Raw genomic sequence first — 18,160 nt, 5'->3', positions numbered from 1 at the left:
CAATTGCTGCTTTACCGACAGTGATTATTTTCCTATTTTTCCAAAAACACCTTGTCGAGGGTATGAAACTTTCAGGATTAAAATAGTCTTCGATTCTTTAGGAGGAAACGATAATTTTATTAGAAAATGATTATGTTTCGATTTCGTTTCATAATCGAAATGGCTTCTAGAGGATATTGGAATTGCGACGTTTGGGATAAATGCCGGTCATGATCGTACTGAATGGATGAATCATTATCATAAACATATAGGGACACCGATGTTTCATATCCTCGGTCCTGATTGGACAGGGAAGACACAGGATTTTTGTAACAGTGTTCCCGGTGGCCATGATGATTGGTTTCCTACTAGATTTAATAAAACTAATTTAGAAGTGATGAAATCTTACGGTGATAAATTTGCCCCATTTGAGTTTGATTACGTGTTTAATATAAATGGGGCAGATGGAGAGTGCGGTAAAAAGGCACTGCAGCAGATCCCTAAACCTAACACTAAGAGTATTGATCAGTATCCGTTTCCTTTTGTATGTCCAGTCGATCCATTTGTCCAGGAACTTCACGTTCGGCGCGATGAAAGGATACAGCGGGAAGCAGATGTTGATTCGATCTATTATGATATTTCAGCAAATAATATTATGAAAATTTGTATGGATCCTTCCCATGGCCATTCTATTGGAGCCGGTAGTCAAGTAACAGCGGCCTATCGGAAAAATTACCGTGAGACGAAAGAAACCATGAGAAAAGCGGCGGATGGCCGTTATATACCAATGGGGACAGAGATGATGAACGAAGTGTTCCTTGACCTGTTGGATTACTATCAGGCACGTGCTGGTGCACAGCCTGCAGCTCCGCTGGAGGGTTGGAATATAAGAGAGTTGTTAAAGTCTGGGGATGCGGAATTGATTCCAATGTTTACATATGTCTACCATGAATTTGGGGCACTTAGACTTGATGGCTGGGGGAAATTAGTTAAAGAAATTGGTAATTTATTTTATTTTACGGTTGCAAGGACGTATTTGTGGGGCGGGCTTTATGAACTCAATTATGAATACAGTCCAATGGAAGCGATACAGGAAAAGGAGAATGTTTTAGAAGAGCATTATTATCCTTTTGAACAAAGAGGCTACCAATTCGATGCAGACAGGGCAAAATATGTTTCTCAATTTGCCAAACTAAGAATCGGTGCCGGCAATAAGTATTTGGCCTATGGCAGAATGTTGAAACCACAGAAGTTTAATTGTGAAAAAGTGAACTTCAATTGGTTCCATTACAACTGTGCGAAGGAATTCAAGGAATACAATGATTCTGGCGAGTTAGCTGTTGAGGCAATTGTCCATTCCGCATGGCAATTTCGTGAGGAAAGCATAGGATTGTTTTTTGCCAATGTGAGTGATTGTGAGCAAAAGGTGGAACTAAAGCTGGAGAGAAATAGTTTTCACCTAAGACAAGAGAATGTTACGGTTCGCATTCATAATGACAATGGTGTGGATGAATTATTCGTTTTGAAACCGGACGAGGTAGAAATCTTAGAGTTTTCCGTACAAGAGAAACAGGTAGTTTTGATTGAATTATTATAGATATAAATTAAAAAGGATGATGGCCATATCGTCCTTTTTTCTTTACCGGTAAAGAAAGGAATCTAAACAGGCAATCTTTTAAGAAGAACCTGAGTTTCCAAGTAGGTCAGGGGAAAACTTTAATGAGGTGAAATCGTAATGGAACAAAAAATATATGTAGGTTCAAACTATAATCCAGAGCACTGGCCAAGAGATAGATGGGCAGAGGATGTTCGTCTCATGAAGGAAGCGGGCGTCAATATTATTAGACTGGCAGATCTAGCGTGGTCTAAATTAGAACCAACAAATGGAACATTCGATTTCGGCTGGCTCGATGACTTTATTGAAATGGTTTCAAAAGAAAATGTACAAATCGTGATGGCTACCCCCATAGAGGGTTCACCGGTTTGGCTGCGCCATATCCATCCGGAGGTTGTTGCCACAGATGAATTTGGCCATATTCATGGTGATAGAGGACATCACTGCCATAATAGTTCTACATATGCCTTTTATGTGGATCGTATAGTCCATAAAATGGCGGCACATTATGCCTCCAATCCAGCTATCATTGGCTGGCAAATTGATAATGAGTTAAGAGCCGTTCCGTGCTATTGCGGGGAGTGTGCTAAAAACTATCGAAGATGGCTTCAGGAAAGATATGGCTCGATAGAAAAGCTAAACGAGGAATGGGGAACTGTTTTTTGGAGCCAGGTTTATAACAAATGGGAGGAAGTACAGCTTCCAACCGCGGATCAGTTGACGAAATCAGTGAGCCAAATTGTTGATTACAAACGGTTTTGTTCTTTTTCAACCGTGAATTACGTCAATCGCCAAATAGGCATCCTTAAGAGCTATGCTCCACATCAATTCGTAACCCATAATTCACTCGGATTATATCACGGTCTTGATGTGTATAAGCTTGGTGAAAATTTAGATTATATGGGTGTCGACTTGTATCCGGATGTGGATGAAGACAATATCAATACCATTATGAATCTCGATATTCACCGCAGTGCGAAACGGGCTAACTTTTTAGTTTTGGAACAGAAAAATGGTTACTTCAATTATAGTGACTATAATCTCGCGATTGAGCCGGGAATTGTTCGCTTATGGGGCTATCAAGATATTGCAAGAGGAGCGAATGCCGTTTTATTTTACAATTGGCGGGCGAATCGGTTCAGTTGGGAGCAAAATCCGAATGGGATCCTTCGTCATGACGGGTCACCGAGAAGAGCCTATTATGAATTGCAGCAAATGAATCAGGAATTAAAGGGATTTGGTGAAGAGCTTGCGGGGACAACAGTGGATGCACCGGTCGGAATCATTCATAGCTATGACCATATCTGGGCGTTTGATGCACATGTACAATATAAAAACTTTGAATATCGCGAGCACATCAAGTCCTATTATCATGCCTTAAATAAAATGGGAATTACTTCTGATTTGATTGACCCAAGAATGGATCTATCACGATACAAGATTGTCATTGCCCCTTCTCTGATGATGGTCAGCGAAGAAATTCAAGAAAATCTCAAAACATTCGTAAAGAATGGCGGCTGCTTGGTAATCGGAGCAAGAAGCGGTTTTAAAACGTGGGCCAATGTCACGATCGATACGCCATGGCCAGGATTATTATCAGAATTATCAGGGGTGCTTGTGGATGAATTTGAAGTGCTGCCGGATAAATATTCAAATACCATCTTCTATAACGGAAAAGAATATGAAGTAAAAGTTTGGTTAGATATGCTAGAAACAAAGAGTGCAGAAACATTAGCAGTCTACAAACAAAAATTTTACGCAGGAAGAACAGCCATTTCGAAAAATAGTTATGGAAAAGGTACGGTTTATTATGTTGGTGTGATGGGGAATGAGGAGTTGAACAGTGATATTTTGCTAGATATCGTAAAAGACCGGAATATTCCATACACATTCTTACCGGAAGGGGTTTTTGCTACGCAAAGAAAGAACGATCAACATAGTTTTACCTTCTATATTAATAAAAGCAATGAAGCGAAGCAAGTTCCATTAGTAGAAAATGGATTGGATGTCATCAGCGGAAATCAGGTATCCGATTGTGTCACAATCAATGGTTTAGATGTATTAATTGTTAAAAAATAAAATGGGCAAAATCTATACAACTATTTCTTCTGAATTGGTTTATCCTATTAAACTCATCAAATAATTATAGGAGTCTTCAAATGGTTTTAATTAACGAGCATAATTTGTTAAAGAGATATATTCATAATATTCAATTTGGTCAATTGGGCGGGCAAAAGCCCGATATAACTATTGAAGATATAGATCATCATGTGGTCAAACTACATTTGTCCTTTGATTTGGAAGAGGAGCTCGCGCAAGATGATTGGCAAATAAATATATTCCCATCATTTGTGCCTAATTTCCATTGGGCACCCCATTTAACACCGACGGATGATCATATTATCGACCAGCATAGTTTCCGTTCACCGAGCTTAGTCGTCAATGACCAGGAAAAACTAGTAATGGTCATTCCGGACCTTGACATCATGAGCAATGGTACACCTGCTAGATGGTATCTTGATTTAAATGCGAGCGAAAATAAACTTACTTTAGGGATGAGCCATTATAAGGTAACAGAACACGTTCTTTTTGAACGTTGTTCTGGAGCCGTATACCCAAAAGGGAAAATAGAATTTGGTTTTTATATCATGATGTATGATGACCCAGACATCATTTTCAATCCGTGGCGGCCGGTGCTCCACTTTTTATGGGAAAAGTGGGGGCGAAAGCTGTATGAACAAGGGCTACCATTAACAGGATCCCTTAATCCATATGTTGAACATACCTACAAATGGGCATTTAAAGAATGGGAAAAAAGTGTTTGGCAGGAGTTCGAATTGAATGGGAAAAAGATAGGAGCTCCTGTTTTTATCGTGAATGTAACGCAAAGTCCAAATTATCCCGGACCCGTGAATGAAAGAGAATTCCGTTCAATTTGGAATCAGGCTTGGTTTAGTTCACTTCGGTCTGCCAGCGGCCTTTATCGGTATGCACGGGATACGAACAACGATGAGCTTCTGAAGAAGGCTCTATTAACAAAAGAGTTGGCATTATCAGCACCAAAAATGAAAGGGTTCTTTCCTTCTGTCATTGCCACAGAAATGGAAGAGATCGAAGTAGATGGAAAAAAGGTTCATCGTTCAAAAGGCTGGGAAACCTATTATTGGGGCAATTCGAACCGAAATCCATTTACCCACGATGCCAAAGTGTCTCCTTTCCATGTTCTTGATATGAGCTGGACGGCTTTATTGATGTTGAGGTGGTATGAGGAGCTTGAACAGGACGAACGATTGCTATTCTTTGCAATAGATTACGCAGATTCCTTATTAACCATACAGGATAAGAAGGGATATTTTCCAGCATGGCTTGATAAAGAAACGTTAGAACCATTAGGAATTTTAGATGATTCACCTGAAACGTCTTTATCGATCACATTTCTATTAAAATTGTATACGATTACAGACGATAAAAGATACAAAAGGGCTGCTCTCCAAGCGATGGAAGTAATTTGCAACGATGTCATCATGACAGGCAGATGGGAAGATTTTGAAACGTATTGGTCATGTAGTACCTATGGAAATAGTAGTTTAGTTGGAGAAAAAGTGGCCCGTAATAATATGTATAAACAATGTAATTTTTCAATTTTCTGGACAGCTGAGGCTTTATTTGAGTGTTATAAGATTACTAATAATGTGACGTTTTTAAACTATGGTGAACGCTGTATGGATGAATTGTTAATGACCCAAGCATCGTGGGAGCCGCCTTATTTGTATACAAATACTCTAGGTGGATTTGGTGTCATGAACGCAGATGGAGAGTGGAATGACTCTAGGCAATGTCTTTTTGCTGAATTGATTGTCATGTATGGAAAGGAATTGGGCCGAAATGAATATATTCAAAGAGGTCTGGCAGCCTTAAGAAGTTCGTTTACCATGATGTATTGTCCTGAAAATGAGAAAACAAAACGTCAATGGGAAAAGAAATGGCCTTTTTTTAATGAACGAGATTACGGATTTATGATGGAAAATTACGGACACGGTGGGAAGGTCAATCCTGATGGCTTAGGAATTGGAGAGTTCACTATATACGATTGGGGAAATGGTGCAGCTGCAGAAAGTTACTTGAGAATGAAAGATCATTTTGGTAATCGTTTTGTAGAGGGACAATAGAATTCAATACCTTTGTGGGTTATCGGTAAATTGTTAATTCAAATAGATGTTTCGCATCATTTAAAAATAGATGTCAAGGATCCTAGTTGGTTCGTCCATTGAAAGTAACTCCTTTCGGAATGGGTTATTTTAATAGATTATATGGTTGAAGGTGGAATATCGTGGAATACAAGGCAGAATTAATTGTGGATAGCAAAGCGACTTTAGGAGAAGGTCCATCATGGGATAGAAATCAAAAAATTTTATATTGGGTTGATATTTTGGGGAAAAGAATTCATATTTATGATTACGTTTCGAAAAAAAATAGATTTATTGAAGTAAATCAATACGTCGGAACGGCTGTACCTAGAAAATCAGGTGGGTTGGTGCTTGCCTTACAAAATGGATTTTATTCTTTAAATCCCCAAACTGACCAATTGACACTAATGGCTAACACGGAGGAGCACTTGCCGCAAAATCGCTTTAATGATGGTAAATGTGATGCAGCTGGAAGGTTTTGGGCGGGGACCATGGGGCTCGACGATGCCTATGGGGTAGGAAGTTTGTATTGTTTGGATACTGAGAACAATGTCAAAACAGTACTACAAAACGTGACTTGTTCGAATGGATTGGCATGGAGCCCTGATAATAGAACAATGTACTATATTGATACTCCTACAAGTCAAATTGTTGCCTTTGATTTCAATATTGAAGATGGTTCGATTTGTAATGAACGAGTCGTTGTAGAAATTCCTAGAGAAATGGGTTTTCCCGATGGGATGACCATAGATGAGGAAGGTATGCTTTGGGTGGCACATTGGCAAGGGTTTCGGATTGGCAGATGGAATCCCTTTACTGGGAAGTTAATTCAAGCCATTCCAATCCCTGCACCACTTGTTACCTCTTGTTCATTTGGCGGGGAGAATATGGACGAATTGTTCATTACCACGGCACGAATTGGACTTAGTGAAGAAACCTTGCTGCAATATCCTCAATCTGGAGGGGTCTTTAAAATTAAAACAGATGTGAAGGGGATGGGGATGTATCCGTTTTTAGGATAATCTTTATTTTTAATGCAAATATTGATTCTGTTCCTCCATTTATTATAAAATGTATGGTATCGATTACATTTTAAGTTACCATATTATGGGGATGATAAATTGAATAATGTAACAATAAAGGACGTTGCAAAAGAATCAGGAGTTTCCACAGCGACAGTATCAAGAGTACTGAGTAATAAAGGTTATGCGAGTAACGAAATAAGGGAAAAAGTTCTTTCAACTGCAAAGAAATTAAATTATCAACCAAATGCACTGGCAAGAAGTTTAAAGAATCATCAAACCAACACGATTGGGGTCGTTATTCCCGATATATCAAATCCTTACTTCATGAAGATTTCAAGAGGGATTGAAGATACTGTCTATCCAAATGGATATAATTTAATTTTTGCAAGCGCGGAGGAAAAGCCCAAAAAGGAAAAAGAATTATTGAACGTCTTGTTTGAGAAAAGAGTTGACGCGATTGTGCTGGCAACTTCCGGACACAATGAGGAGACGGTTGATAGAATTACGAAAAATGGAATTCCTTTTATTCTTGTGGACAGGGAAATAAGGGATTATGAAGCAACCATTGATTATATTGCAGAAGATAATTTTAAAGCCGCTTATGAATTGACGAATTATTTACTTGGAAAGGGCCATACAAGGATAGGAGTTATAAATGGGTCGTTAGAAGTAAGTACGGGGTTAGAACGATATAATGGATTTCAAAAGGCAATTATTGATTACGGTCTAGAGGAAGACCCGGAACTAATATACAACGGGAATTTTAATCAAGAGGATGGGGAAAAGGCTGTTGATCGTTTCTTTAACAGTGAGAACAAACCAACTGCTATATTATCATTTAACAATACCATGTCCTTTGGGGCCCTTCTACAATTATCACGAATGGGATATAGACTTCCAAAAGATGTGACGATGGCTTCTTTTGGTGAAGTAGAGGCAGCACAATTATTGAAGTCACCGGAAATCGTTTATGTCAGTCAATCTCCTTATGAAATGGGAGTTCGCGTAGGAGAAATCATCATGAATCGATTATTGAATAATGCCAATGAACCAATCGTTGAAAAATTCAGACCGAAACTGATGGTTTTTTAAGACATTTCTATTTGAATAAGGACATCATTTGCGTCTCTGAAACAAGATATTGGAGGTTTTCTTTTTATAAAGAAAGCCTCTTTTTATTCTGTCTTAACGGGCTGCTGATAGAGCTTTCCCTTCATGGAACAAAAATTTATTAAAAAAATCTTAGAAATAACTCAAATGATATTGAAAAAAAGGGTAGTATGTAATAATATTTATATGTAATCGTTTACAGGTTGCGGTAATCGTTTACAGATTATCGTAACCGATTACATTCTTACTGTAATTGTTTACTAGTGTTATTAGAAATGCTGTTATTCGGTAATCATCATTTGTAGATTATGAAACTAATATTTTTTTAAGTAGAGCCTTATAAGAGTCAATGACAAAAGTAAGTTTTAAGATAGGAGGAAGGTTTAATGTCGATATTATTGGAAATGAAAAGAGTCATGGAATTAGAGGCATCTTCCATTAAAGCGCTTTCTGAGAAGCTCGGGGCCAATTACGAAGAAGCAGTTAATTTAATTTTTAATTGCACAGGAAAGGTCATTGTAACCGGGGTGGGCAAGTCAGGTCATGTTGGAAAAAAAATTGCCGCCTCATTAGCAAGCACGGGAACGCCAGCTTTCTTTGTTCACAGTACAGAAGGGGTTCATGGTGACTTAGGAATGATTCAACAGGATGATGTGGTCATTATGATTTCTAATAGTGGGGAAACTAAAGAGGTTCTTAGTTTAATGCCATCATTAGAAAAAATCGGATCCAAACGAATTGCGATTACTTCTAAGCCTGAATCCACGTTAGCAAAATTTTGCGATGTAGCGCTTGCTTATGAATATGAAAAAGAGGCTGACCATTTAAGATTAGCTCCAACTACAAGTTCTACGATTACATTAGTAATTGGGGACGCATTAGCAGTTGCCCTTTCCATATTAAAAGATTTTAAAAAGGAAGATTTCCACATCTTCCACCCGGGTGGAAGCTTAGGAAAACAATTATCAAACGAAAAATAAGATAGGGGTAATTCCAATGGGAATATTAGTAATTGGTAGTTTTATGATGGATCTAGTTGTTCGAACACCACGTGCTCCACAAGATGGAGAAACCATTATTGGTCATAATTTTTCGACATTTCCAGGAGGAAAAGGGGCAAACCAAGCAGTTGCGGCGGCCCGGCTCGGTGGTAGTGTTACCATGGCTGGTAAAGTTGGAACAGACGAGTATGGAAAAAAAGCCTTACTTACGTTGGAAGAAGAACAAATCGACATTCAAAATATATTAATAGATGACGAGAATGCAACAGGGATCGGCTTTATTACACTTGAAGAAAGCGGAAACAATCGGATTGTCGTCGTTCCCGGAGCCAATCTTGCTTATTCTGTTTCTGAATTAGATAAGATTAAAAGTCTTATTAAAAATTCCAAGATTATGGTGCTGCAACTTGAGATGAGCTTGGAAATGATTGAACAGGCCGTTTCATATGCTGCAAGCTTTGATGTTCCAGTAATATTGAATCCAGCACCTGCCCAAAAATTGGAGGATAGTTTACTTAGAAAAATAGCCTATTTAACTCCAAATGAATCAGAAGCTGAACTATTAACGGGTATAAAGATTACGTCGATTGAAGATGCTGAAGCAGCTGGAAAGCATCTTCTAGAGAAGGGCGTAAAAAATGTGATTATTACCCTAGCTGAAAAAGGATCATTGATCGTGACGGAATCGGGGACTACCCATGTTCCAGGTTATACGGTTAATCTTGTCGATTCAGTAGCAGCAGGTGATTCCTTTAACGGGGCCCTTGCAGTGGGAATCTCACAGGGAAAGCCGCTGGACGAAGTAGTGCGATTCGCTAATGCAGTTGGCGCCCTAACCGTAACCAAACAAGGAGCCATTCCATCCCTGCCATACCAAACAGAAGTCGAAGAATTTATGAAACAAAACAAAGAATATGTATAATCCAAAAAAATAATTGGTGTCAGGCACCATCCGTGGACAAAACGTCCATATTGTCCACGTGTGGTGGACAGTTTTAAGGAATGGTGCTTGACACTTTTCTATTTGAATTCAAATTACTGAATATTTAAAAAACAGTTTATTTGGTTGGCCTTTTCTCCGACATTGAGGTTTATTATACATGCCCAAGTTAATGGGAGCTTTGTATTTTTGAAAGGGGGGATGTGATAGAGGTGAACTTTTTTGGGACTAGCCTTGAAGGATGGCTTACTTAACCAGTAGGGTTATACGGCTATGGTAAATTGGAAGCGCTCTCGCCATTTCTGTTTGACAGATAAAAGGAGAGGAAATTGTCATAGGGGGGAAATTTTGTTGAATAATACTAAACGCAGATCGATTGTCTCTATTCTTCTCATTTTTGTCGTAATGGTATCTTTATCACTCCAATCTTATGCCGATACAACCACGAAGTCCACAGATACTACCGATCCATTTGAACTCACAGCCACGAAAGCAAAAAGGGTAGCCCGCGTAACTGGGAAGACACTCGAAGGGGAAACCATTCCCAATCCAAACCAAACCGCAACGAAATATGGTCTAACAGCCACGGATCTAGGGATTATTTGGGATGCCACCACAGATCCAAATGATAAAAAAATGATGGTAGCCTTTGGAGACTCTTATGATGAAGGATGGGGCGGCTTTGGCGGTGGTGGAGATGGAAAGGGATGGAGAAGTAATCTACTTGCCATCTCTAAGGATGCAGACCCTTCTGATGGACTTAGCTTCTCTTCTATGATCACGGACACAAGTAAACCTAATTATGCAAAAGAAATTATCCATTCTGATCATATCACTGACGGAAATAGTGATTTTACTGCCATCCCAACTGCAGGGGTAACAGCTGGAAACAGACACTTTATCCATTACATGCAAATCAAGAATTGGGGCGCAAACGGTCGATGGAATACCAACTTCTCAGAAGTCGCGTACTCCGATGATGAGGGACAAACATGGACAAAATCGGGCGTTAAATGGGGTGCAACCAGTAAGTTTGCTCAAGCGGCCTATGTCAAAGAGGGCGGCTACATTTATATGTTCGGAACTCCTGCAGGACGGTTTGACAATGCCTATTTAGCAAGAGTCTCTGAAGCGGACATGCTCAATAAAGCAAAGTATGAGTACTGGGATGGATCAAAATGGGTGGTAAATAACGAAGCTGCTGCCGTTGCAGTTGTCGATGCACCGGTAAGTGAACTTTCCGTCTCATATAATTCCTATTATAAAAAATGGATTATGGTCTACCTGAATGAAAACCGCTATGCGATTGTCATGAGAAGTTCTTCTGAGCTGACAGGCGGTTGGTCTGCGGAAACAGAGATAGCTACAGGTGAAGAATACCCAGGTCTGTATGGCGGCTTCATTTATCCATGGAAAAATGACGGAAAGGACTTATATTTCCTTATGTCAGAATGGGGACCTTACAATGTTGTATTAATGCATACCACTTTAGAAAAAGGCACCCCATCACCGAACCTTGTCGCGGATCCTTCTTTTGAAAAACAAACGTCTGGAACTATATCTGCACCTTGGATTCTAGAAGGAGGTAAAGGCGGCATTGACAAGGCGACGGGAACTTCCAAAGCTGGATCCAACAATGTGTATGTAAGAAATGATACAGGTTGGAACGGAATCAAACAAAATATTTCTGTTTCACCAAATACTGAATATGTGCTTTCAGGATATGTAAAAACCTCTCAGAATAACAATGCTGGTTATTTTGGGGTTCGAGCAGCTGATGGGAAAATCATCAAAGAACAACCATTTGGAAGAAATGACAATTATACAAAGCAAACGGTCCGGTTTAATTCTGGTGATAACACAAGCGTAACCCTTTTTACAGGAATGTGGGCAAATGGGGATACCTGGGTACAAGCTGATGATTATATGCTCGTTCCTGTTGATACCACTCCACCAACAATTACCCTAAAAGGGGATGAAACAATTGATTTATCATTAGGAGATGCCTTCACTGACCCGGGGGCAACTGCATCCGACAGTCAGGATGGTGATCTTTCAGATAAAATTGAAGTTGCAGGGAAGGTGGATCCGAATATTATTGGCCGGTATTCATTGACCTATAATGTAAAAGATTCAGATGGGAATGCAGCAAAGTCGGTTACTAGAACGGTGAATGTAACTGGTGAGGACTACACTGTTAGTCATGTGGCCTTTAAGGGTAGTGATGGCAGTTCATTGACTAAGCTGCCGAAAAAAGGGTTTATTTCCGCCAGTGCGGAGATTCGGAACAATACAAGTGAAGCAAAAGAGATTTCTCTCGTTGTTGCTTTGTATAATAAAAAGGGCGAAGTAGAAAATCTTTCAGGGGTGACTAAGGCATTACCTTCAGGCTCTAAGGAAACGATTACCGGTGGTTTTAACATGCCGGGTAATAATTCTGGTTATCATGTGGAAATCTTTGTTGCTGATTCGTTAACAGGATTAAAACCGTTATCGAATATTGCTAGATTAGAACAAAAGTAAACGATAATTATTCCTTTGGTTACACAACAAATGAAAAAGAACTTGAAAACTCCTAACGGTTTTGGTTTAAGGGGAGAAAATAGGAAATAGAAGCAATTTTCTGTGAGGATAAATCACACTAGATCGGTCAATATGCCGATAACATAATGATGGATACACATATGAAGATAGTAAAAAAACGCATTGGAAAATTCCAATGCGTTTTTGGTGCTTTAAGCTAATCTTAGTGTTCATTTACGCGGATACCTTCCAAGGTTCCGTAAAGAACTTCAATCTCCCATTTTAGTTCTCCAGTTTGAGAATCCTTATATTGTTTATAGATGCCCCAAGCCTTCCCACAACTCCAAAATGTCGAAAAATGATCTTTATTTATCACTGGCTGGAAGCTCATCGTGCCTGCGTTCATATCCAATTTAAAACCGGATAAAGCTAATAGTACTGCCCAGCTTGCTGTAGAACGGGAATAATGGTGTCCACATTCCACCTCGTCCCAAGGGTTTCTGCGGTACCCGTCGTATCGTTCACGGACCGCTTTAACAATGGTCAGTCCTTCTTCCAAAAAACCCTCATAGATTAGATGGGCAGCAACTTGGTACTCAATACCAGACCATACTTCTTGAGAATAAACAAACGGAAGCTTAGGCCGTCCGCCTTTTGGCCAAGAACAGAGCACAAGACCTTTATCGTCATTCAGGGCATACGAACGCTGAGTATTGAAATGATTGTAAAAATCAGTTTTGAAATTATAGGCATATATGGAAGCCATGGCTTGCTTTACATGGTTTTCAGGCAAAACGTATCCCAACCCGACGACATGTGCTAGCATCTGACCGAATAATTGGTCGGACAAGCATCCAGTCCCATATTGGTATCTATGCTCATCGACATTATCGATGAGTTGAACATAGTATTCACCGCCCCAAAGAAGAGCATCCATCTTCTTACTTCCTAGCTCGTACGCTTGCCGATATTTTGCCGCATGCCCGGCATCTCCTACGTATTCGGCCATTTCCGCACCAGCTTTAAGGGCAGCGAAAAACATTGAATTCGTCAAAGAGCTTGGGCCATAGAACTCAATGTCATACGTATTGTGCTGACGATTATCTAAAACATAGTCACCATCGGAGTCCCAATATTTGAACGCAAAGTCAAGTGCTTTACTCGCCTTGTCCCACAAACGATGGAGAAATTCATTATCACCGCTGATTTTCCATTCGCGGTACAGGCGTATAATTGTACCGAGCTGTCCATCGGTTGCTGGAAGCATATCGAATTTTGGTTTGCCAAATATTTGCCACGTCCGGAAAGCCATCTGTCCATCATCGTCTGTCTCTAATTCGAATTCCACTATCCTAGCGCTACGCTCTAATTTCGGGAACAGGAAGGCTAACGTTTGGGCATAATTCCAAACATGCGTACAGGTTCCTTCGCAGCTGCCCTTCTTGGCATGAGAGCCTTCGAAACCAAGGAACGTGCCATCTTTAATACGGAAGCAGGTTGGACTGCGAAGAACGGTGATATTGCTGGCAAGTGCGTCGATAACATAATCAGGCAAGGTACTGGAAAAGAGCGCACGATGGAAATCGCGGCTTCCTTGTTCTAACCGCTCTTTATGATTTAGCAGGTATGTCCCTGCATCCCAAGCATCTTGGAACATAGTGCCGTAATAGTTCATCTCCATCTCATCCCCATCATGAATGGGGGCGTCTTCGTCCCAATCGCGGACTCGATTGGGAAAGTACCAGGATAAAACAAATTCGAAAACAGCCTCTTCTCCTGGCTGAAGAGTTTGACATACTCCCAAAGATCCGACTCGAAGCCTGCCTTGGGGACCGAATGCGCTTTCTGTTGCATTGCTCACTGATTCTGGTATTAATTGTCCATCTTCAGAAAAATCGTCCCAGAAATCCTGTACGCCATCCCACCATCCGCCTGTCAGCCAAGTTGCTTTATGCGTAACATTTTCTGGTGCAGAATCAGTCAGCAGTGCCATGCTTCCATTCCGAGGATGGGAAGAAGGCATACGCGGAGAAGAAAAGTAGATTCCTTGCAATCCATCGCTTTGGCGATACTCGTTCATTCCCGTTTCCGAATATTTCATATTCTCAAACACGTCGTACCCTTCAAAACCAGCAAGATTTGTGAATGATCCGGCAATGGTAACATCTACCGGCCGATTTTTTTTATTTACCGCTTTATACCTAAAAAGAGCACTAGGAATGCCGGAGTCATCCTCATTCAATGGAATAAAAGGAGTAAATGCCTCCAGACTGATATCCACTGGAAGCTGTGAATCCTCGAATATCAAATTAGCGAAGGGATATTCACCTTTTAACTGGGAGTGATCCATCCTTGGAAGTCCTGCTACGACCCCGGAATGGTACCCGTGAGCTTGGGTATAAGGTGGAATAAACTTTGATTCTAGTACCTTGGCAACGGGCTCGCAGTCTTCTTCCTTTGCCCATATGGAGAAGAAACTATAATGGACGAAATCTCCTTTTCCGGGGCGGTTAAATAGCTCCCAATCTTTCAATTCACCTCGAGAGCTTAGCGTAATATTACCAGTGCCAATGCCACCGAGAAGAAATCCGGCTTCTGTTGCTTCGCTCGGGTACCATTTTTGCGGCTGCATGGAATAAAGCTGTTCGTGGGTGTAGACGTTGCTTTTCATAATCATCCTCCTCCTGATTTAATTTAGTACTTATGTACAAAGTAAAAGGAAACGTTTTCTTTTTTTTACATAGGTACTTGGATCATGTGAATATTTTATCACAATGGAGGCAAGTGACTGTCAAAAGTTAGAGTAATTGTGTAAAAATTTGAAAAAGTCATTTCGATTATTCATGATCTTTATCTCAATACTATTTAGCGAGGAAACATATAAGTATTCCTTATTCTCTCGGATTAAATTAATATCTGAAACTATAATAAATATAGAGAAACTAATTATTAATTAATTTAATTAATTAATATTGACATGGCCTTAACTAGGGTTTATATTCAGAGTATAGTAAAGATTTAGTAATATTTTATTATTTTTTTAAGAATATATGAAAGCGTAATCAATGTAATTTTAAGGATGAAAAAAGACCAACGAACAAGGGAGGAGATTAAAAAGAATGGGGATAAAGGGCTAAGCTAATGGGAGGAATACGCAATATAACAAAAACAATCGGTCTAATCGTTTTTTTTATCATACTAGTATTGGTAGGAAGCGGGGGGTTGTTAGCTTTTATGAATCATGAAAAGACAATCAATTACACGAATCCTGTCGGAGGAATAACTAACATCGGTGATCCTTTTGTGTTAAAGGATGGAGACAAATATTTTATGTACGCAACCTCTGCAGCAACGATTGGATTCAGAGTTTGGCAGTCAGATAATCTAGTAGATTGGGAAGAAAAAGGAATGGCCTATGATACGGGGGAACAGTCTAATCAATGGGCAAACGGCGATTTTTGGGCCCCTGAGGTCATCAAGTATAATCACCAGTTTTATATGACATATAGTGCCCGAAACCTAGAAGGGCATTTACAGATTTCGGTTGCAGTAAGTAAAGATCCTTTAGGACCATTTAAAGATATCAGTACAGAAATTATCAAACAAGAAGGCTCCTACATCGATGGTGATATTTTTATTGAGGAAGATGGAACACCTTATTTTTACTATGTGAAGGATTGTTCCGAGAATGTCATAAAGGGGAAACATATTAGTCAGATTTTTGTTCAAAAAATGAATAATGACCTAACTAGTTTGATCGGCGAGCCACAATTATTGCTAGAGCCAGACCAGGAATGGGAAGGATTGAATGGCGATTATCAGTGGAATGAAGGTCCATTCGTACTAAAGCATGAAAAAAAATACTATCTTATGTATTCTTCAAATTATTTTGCAAGCGCAGATTATGGAGTGGGCTACGCTGTTGCTAACAACCCAATGGGTCCTTTTAAGAAAGCAGGTGAAAACCCTGTATTGGAAAAGGATCTCAAAAATGGAATATCAGGTCCTGGTCATAATAGTGTAACAACGGGGCTTGATGGGAAAACCCTATACACGGTGTATCATACACATACTTTTCCTGAAGATCCAAGTGGTGACCGCCAGATGAACATTGATAGGCTTTATTTTGAAAATGGAAAGTTGAAAATTGATGGACCATCTTATACAGAAAAGAAAATAATGGTAGGGGGAAAGTAAGATGAAAAAGTATAAATTTCTCTTGGTTTTTGCTTTGATAGCTTCTTTGATGTTAGCGGCCTGTGGAAAAGACTCTGATAAAGACTCTAGTGATGGTGAAAAGAAGGAAATCTTAATGTGGAGCGGTACAACGGGTCCTGATGGTGATCTTATTCAAAAAAATATTGACCAATATAACGCGACAAACCCTGACTATAAAGTAAAGTTGGTAAATATAAAGGGTGATGTCTTAGGTAATAAGTTAGCAACCGTTACACGTTCTGGTAAAGGTGTACCTGACATTGCAATGATCGCTTCAGAAAGTGTTTCTACTTACAATGGTCAAAAAATGCTGGAGCCTTGGGATAAATATCTTGAAGGTACAAAAGTGAGTGCTGAAAACTATTTAGAGGAAGCTTGGAATGTAGGAACAGTAGATGGTAAACAATACGGTTTGCCTGCAACTATGGGTACTTGGGTGATGTATTACAATAAGGATTTGGTTGACAAGTACGCTCCAGGTGCTGCTGATGATAATATCATTACTTATGAAGAAATAGAAAAAGCTGGCGCAGCAGCTAAAGCCGATGGGATTTTAGCTTATGGCTTTAGCTGGCCGATGCAGAACTTTAACAATCTTTATTTGCAAATGGGTGGTAAGTTTGCTGAAGATGGTAAACCAACCATCGATAATGAAACAGCTGTAGCTGCTTTCGAAGAATTCAAAAAGTTAGAAGCCAACGGTTATATGAATAAAAAAGGTGAGGATACAACAAAACTTTTCAAAAATGGAAAAGTGATCTTCCTTCCAGAAGGAACGTGGATGTTAGCTGAAATGAACAAAATTACGGATTTTAAATGGGCAGAGACATTTACACCACAATGGGATGCCGGCAATGTTGTTCAAGGAAGCGGTGCGGACCAATTTGCCATGTTTAAAAGTAAAGAGCGTTCTGACGAAAAAATTAAAGGTACAGTCAAATTTATTGAGTGGCTCCAGAGCAACCAGTTGGAATGGATTAAGTCAGGAGCAAACCCAACTGCGTTAGGTATGCTTGATAATGAAGAATATACAAATATGCCACAATCTTTCTTACTTAAGTCAGATCAAGCACGTAAGGCTGTTACCATTGTCACAGATCCTGGAAGTTCTTATATTTTTGGAGAAGTGGATGCTGCGGCTTGGGATGTCATTTCCGGTAAGGTTGAAATTAAAGATTCCTTAAAGAAGATCCAACAAACCGTCAACGATAAAATGAATCAATAAAAGAATGAGGGGGAGGAATTTATTCCTCCTTTTCTTCTTTAATAATTGAGGTGAACATGAATGGCAACAATGATTAATAAATCGCTGGAAGAAAATAAAAAGCGAAAAATACCCAAATGGTTAAATCTGTGGCCTGCATTATTTGTTGGACCCCACCTGCTTCTTTTTATTATGTTTTTCCTCATTCCATCTGTGTTTGGGATTTATATTTCATTTACGAAATGGGATTTGTTTACGTCTCCTGAGTTTGTCGGTTTAGATAATTTCAAAACGATCCTTTTTGACAAAGACTCGAGTTTTTATTCACAGTTTTATGGCGGGATGGAGAATACCTTTA

11 protein-coding genes and 1 pseudogene are annotated in these 18,160 nt (G+C 39.5%); 11 read left to right on the top strand and 1 reads right to left on the bottom strand.

Annotation, left to right across the window (positions count from 1 at the left end; all coding sequences use genetic code 11):
- The first annotated feature begins 259 nt into the window (after window positions 1-259).
- The 8 genes from TY15_RS20695 to TY15_RS20660 all read left to right on the top strand — a co-directional run bounded on the left by TY15_RS20695 (window position 260) and on the right by TY15_RS20660 (window position 12,380).
- Window positions 260-1,576: a DUF6259 domain-containing protein gene (locus TY15_RS20695; protein WP_040205224.1), complete on the top strand. Its 1,317-nt coding sequence runs from the start codon at window positions 260-262 to the stop codon at window positions 1,574-1,576.
- Between the two features lie 138 nt (window positions 1,577-1,714).
- Window positions 1,715-3,673 (top strand): beta-galactosidase, encoded by a 1,959-nt coding sequence (locus TY15_RS20690; RefSeq protein ID WP_040205222.1) that lies wholly within the window; start codon window positions 1,715-1,717, stop codon window positions 3,671-3,673.
- A gap of 80 nt (window positions 3,674-3,753) precedes the next feature.
- Entirely contained in the window at window positions 3,754-5,763 is a 2,010-nt protein-coding gene (locus tag TY15_RS20685; protein WP_052353861.1) for a hypothetical protein, read from the top strand.
- Between the two features lie 161 nt (window positions 5,764-5,924).
- Window positions 5,925-6,803, top strand: a complete 879-nt coding sequence (locus TY15_RS20680) for an SMP-30/gluconolactonase/LRE family protein (protein ID WP_096911845.1) — start codon at window positions 5,925-5,927, stop codon at window positions 6,801-6,803.
- 99 nt (window positions 6,804-6,902) lie between these two features.
- A complete protein-coding gene (locus TY15_RS20675) occupies window positions 6,903-7,898 on the top strand; it encodes a LacI family DNA-binding transcriptional regulator (protein ID WP_040205219.1) in 996 nt (331 codons plus the stop codon).
- A 404-nt stretch (window positions 7,899-8,302) separates the two neighbouring features.
- Window positions 8,303-8,896, top strand: a complete 594-nt coding sequence (locus tag TY15_RS20670; RefSeq protein ID WP_040205218.1) for a KpsF/GutQ family sugar-phosphate isomerase — start codon at window positions 8,303-8,305, stop codon at window positions 8,894-8,896.
- Between the two features lie 16 nt (window positions 8,897-8,912).
- A complete protein-coding gene (gene rbsK / locus TY15_RS20665; RefSeq protein WP_040205216.1) occupies window positions 8,913-9,839 on the top strand; it encodes a ribokinase in 927 nt (308 codons plus the stop codon).
- Window positions 9,840-10,208: 369 nt separating this feature from the next.
- Window positions 10,209-12,380: a DUF4185 domain-containing protein gene (locus TY15_RS20660; RefSeq protein WP_052353860.1), complete on the top strand. Its 2,172-nt coding sequence runs from the start codon at window positions 10,209-10,211 to the stop codon at window positions 12,378-12,380.
- 223 nt (window positions 12,381-12,603) lie between these two features.
- Here TY15_RS20660 and TY15_RS20655 read toward each other — a convergent pair whose 3' ends face one another.
- Window positions 12,604-15,051: a GH116 family glycosyl-hydrolase gene (locus TY15_RS20655; RefSeq protein ID WP_052353859.1), complete on the bottom strand. Its 2,448-nt coding sequence runs from the start codon at window positions 15,049-15,051 to the stop codon at window positions 12,604-12,606.
- A 563-nt stretch (window positions 15,052-15,614) separates the two neighbouring features.
- Between TY15_RS20655 and TY15_RS20650 the strand changes: the two genes are divergently transcribed.
- The 3 genes and pseudogenes from TY15_RS20650 to TY15_RS20640 all read left to right on the top strand — a co-directional run.
- Window positions 15,615-16,577, top strand: coding sequence for a glycoside hydrolase family 43 protein (locus TY15_RS20650; RefSeq protein ID WP_040205469.1), 963 nt, complete (start codon window positions 15,615-15,617; stop codon window positions 16,575-16,577).
- Window position 16,578: 1 nt separating this feature from the next.
- The gene (locus tag TY15_RS20645) at window positions 16,579-17,823 is read left to right on the top strand and encodes an ABC transporter substrate-binding protein (RefSeq protein WP_040205214.1); all 1,245 of its coding nucleotides are present in this window, start codon (window positions 16,579-16,581) and stop codon (window positions 17,821-17,823) included.
- A 60-nt stretch (window positions 17,824-17,883) separates the two neighbouring features.
- Window positions 17,884-18,160, top strand: a pseudogene (locus TY15_RS20640) (sugar ABC transporter permease); the annotation flags it as partial.

It is taken from the genome of Neobacillus jeddahensis (genome assembly GCF_000612625.1).
Classification (GTDB): Bacteria; Bacillota; Bacilli; order Bacillales; family Cytobacillaceae; genus Neobacillus; species Neobacillus jeddahensis.
This window is presented reverse-complemented; position numbering and strand designations above follow the sequence as displayed.

Coding starts and splice junctions, on each gene's coding strand:
- TY15_RS20695 (WP_040205224.1), top strand. CDS start 260: ATGTTTCATATCCTCGGTCCTGATTGGACAGGGAAGACACAGGATTTT.
- TY15_RS20690 (WP_040205222.1), top strand. CDS start 1,715: ATGGAACAAAAAATATATGTAGGTTCAAACTATAATCCAGAGCACTGG.
- TY15_RS20685 (WP_052353861.1), top strand. CDS start 3,754: ATGGTTTTAATTAACGAGCATAATTTGTTAAAGAGATATATTCATAAT.
- TY15_RS20670 (WP_040205218.1), top strand. CDS start 8,303: ATGTCGATATTATTGGAAATGAAAAGAGTCATGGAATTAGAGGCATCT.
- rbsK (WP_040205216.1), top strand. CDS start 8,913: ATGGGAATATTAGTAATTGGTAGTTTTATGATGGATCTAGTTGTTCGA.
- TY15_RS20655 (WP_052353859.1), bottom strand. CDS start 15,051: ATGAAAAGCAACGTCTACACCCACGAACAGCTTTATTCCATGCAGCCG.
- TY15_RS20650 (WP_040205469.1), top strand. CDS start 15,615: ATGAATCATGAAAAGACAATCAATTACACGAATCCTGTCGGAGGAATA.
- TY15_RS20645 (WP_040205214.1), top strand. CDS start 16,579: ATGAAAAAGTATAAATTTCTCTTGGTTTTTGCTTTGATAGCTTCTTTG.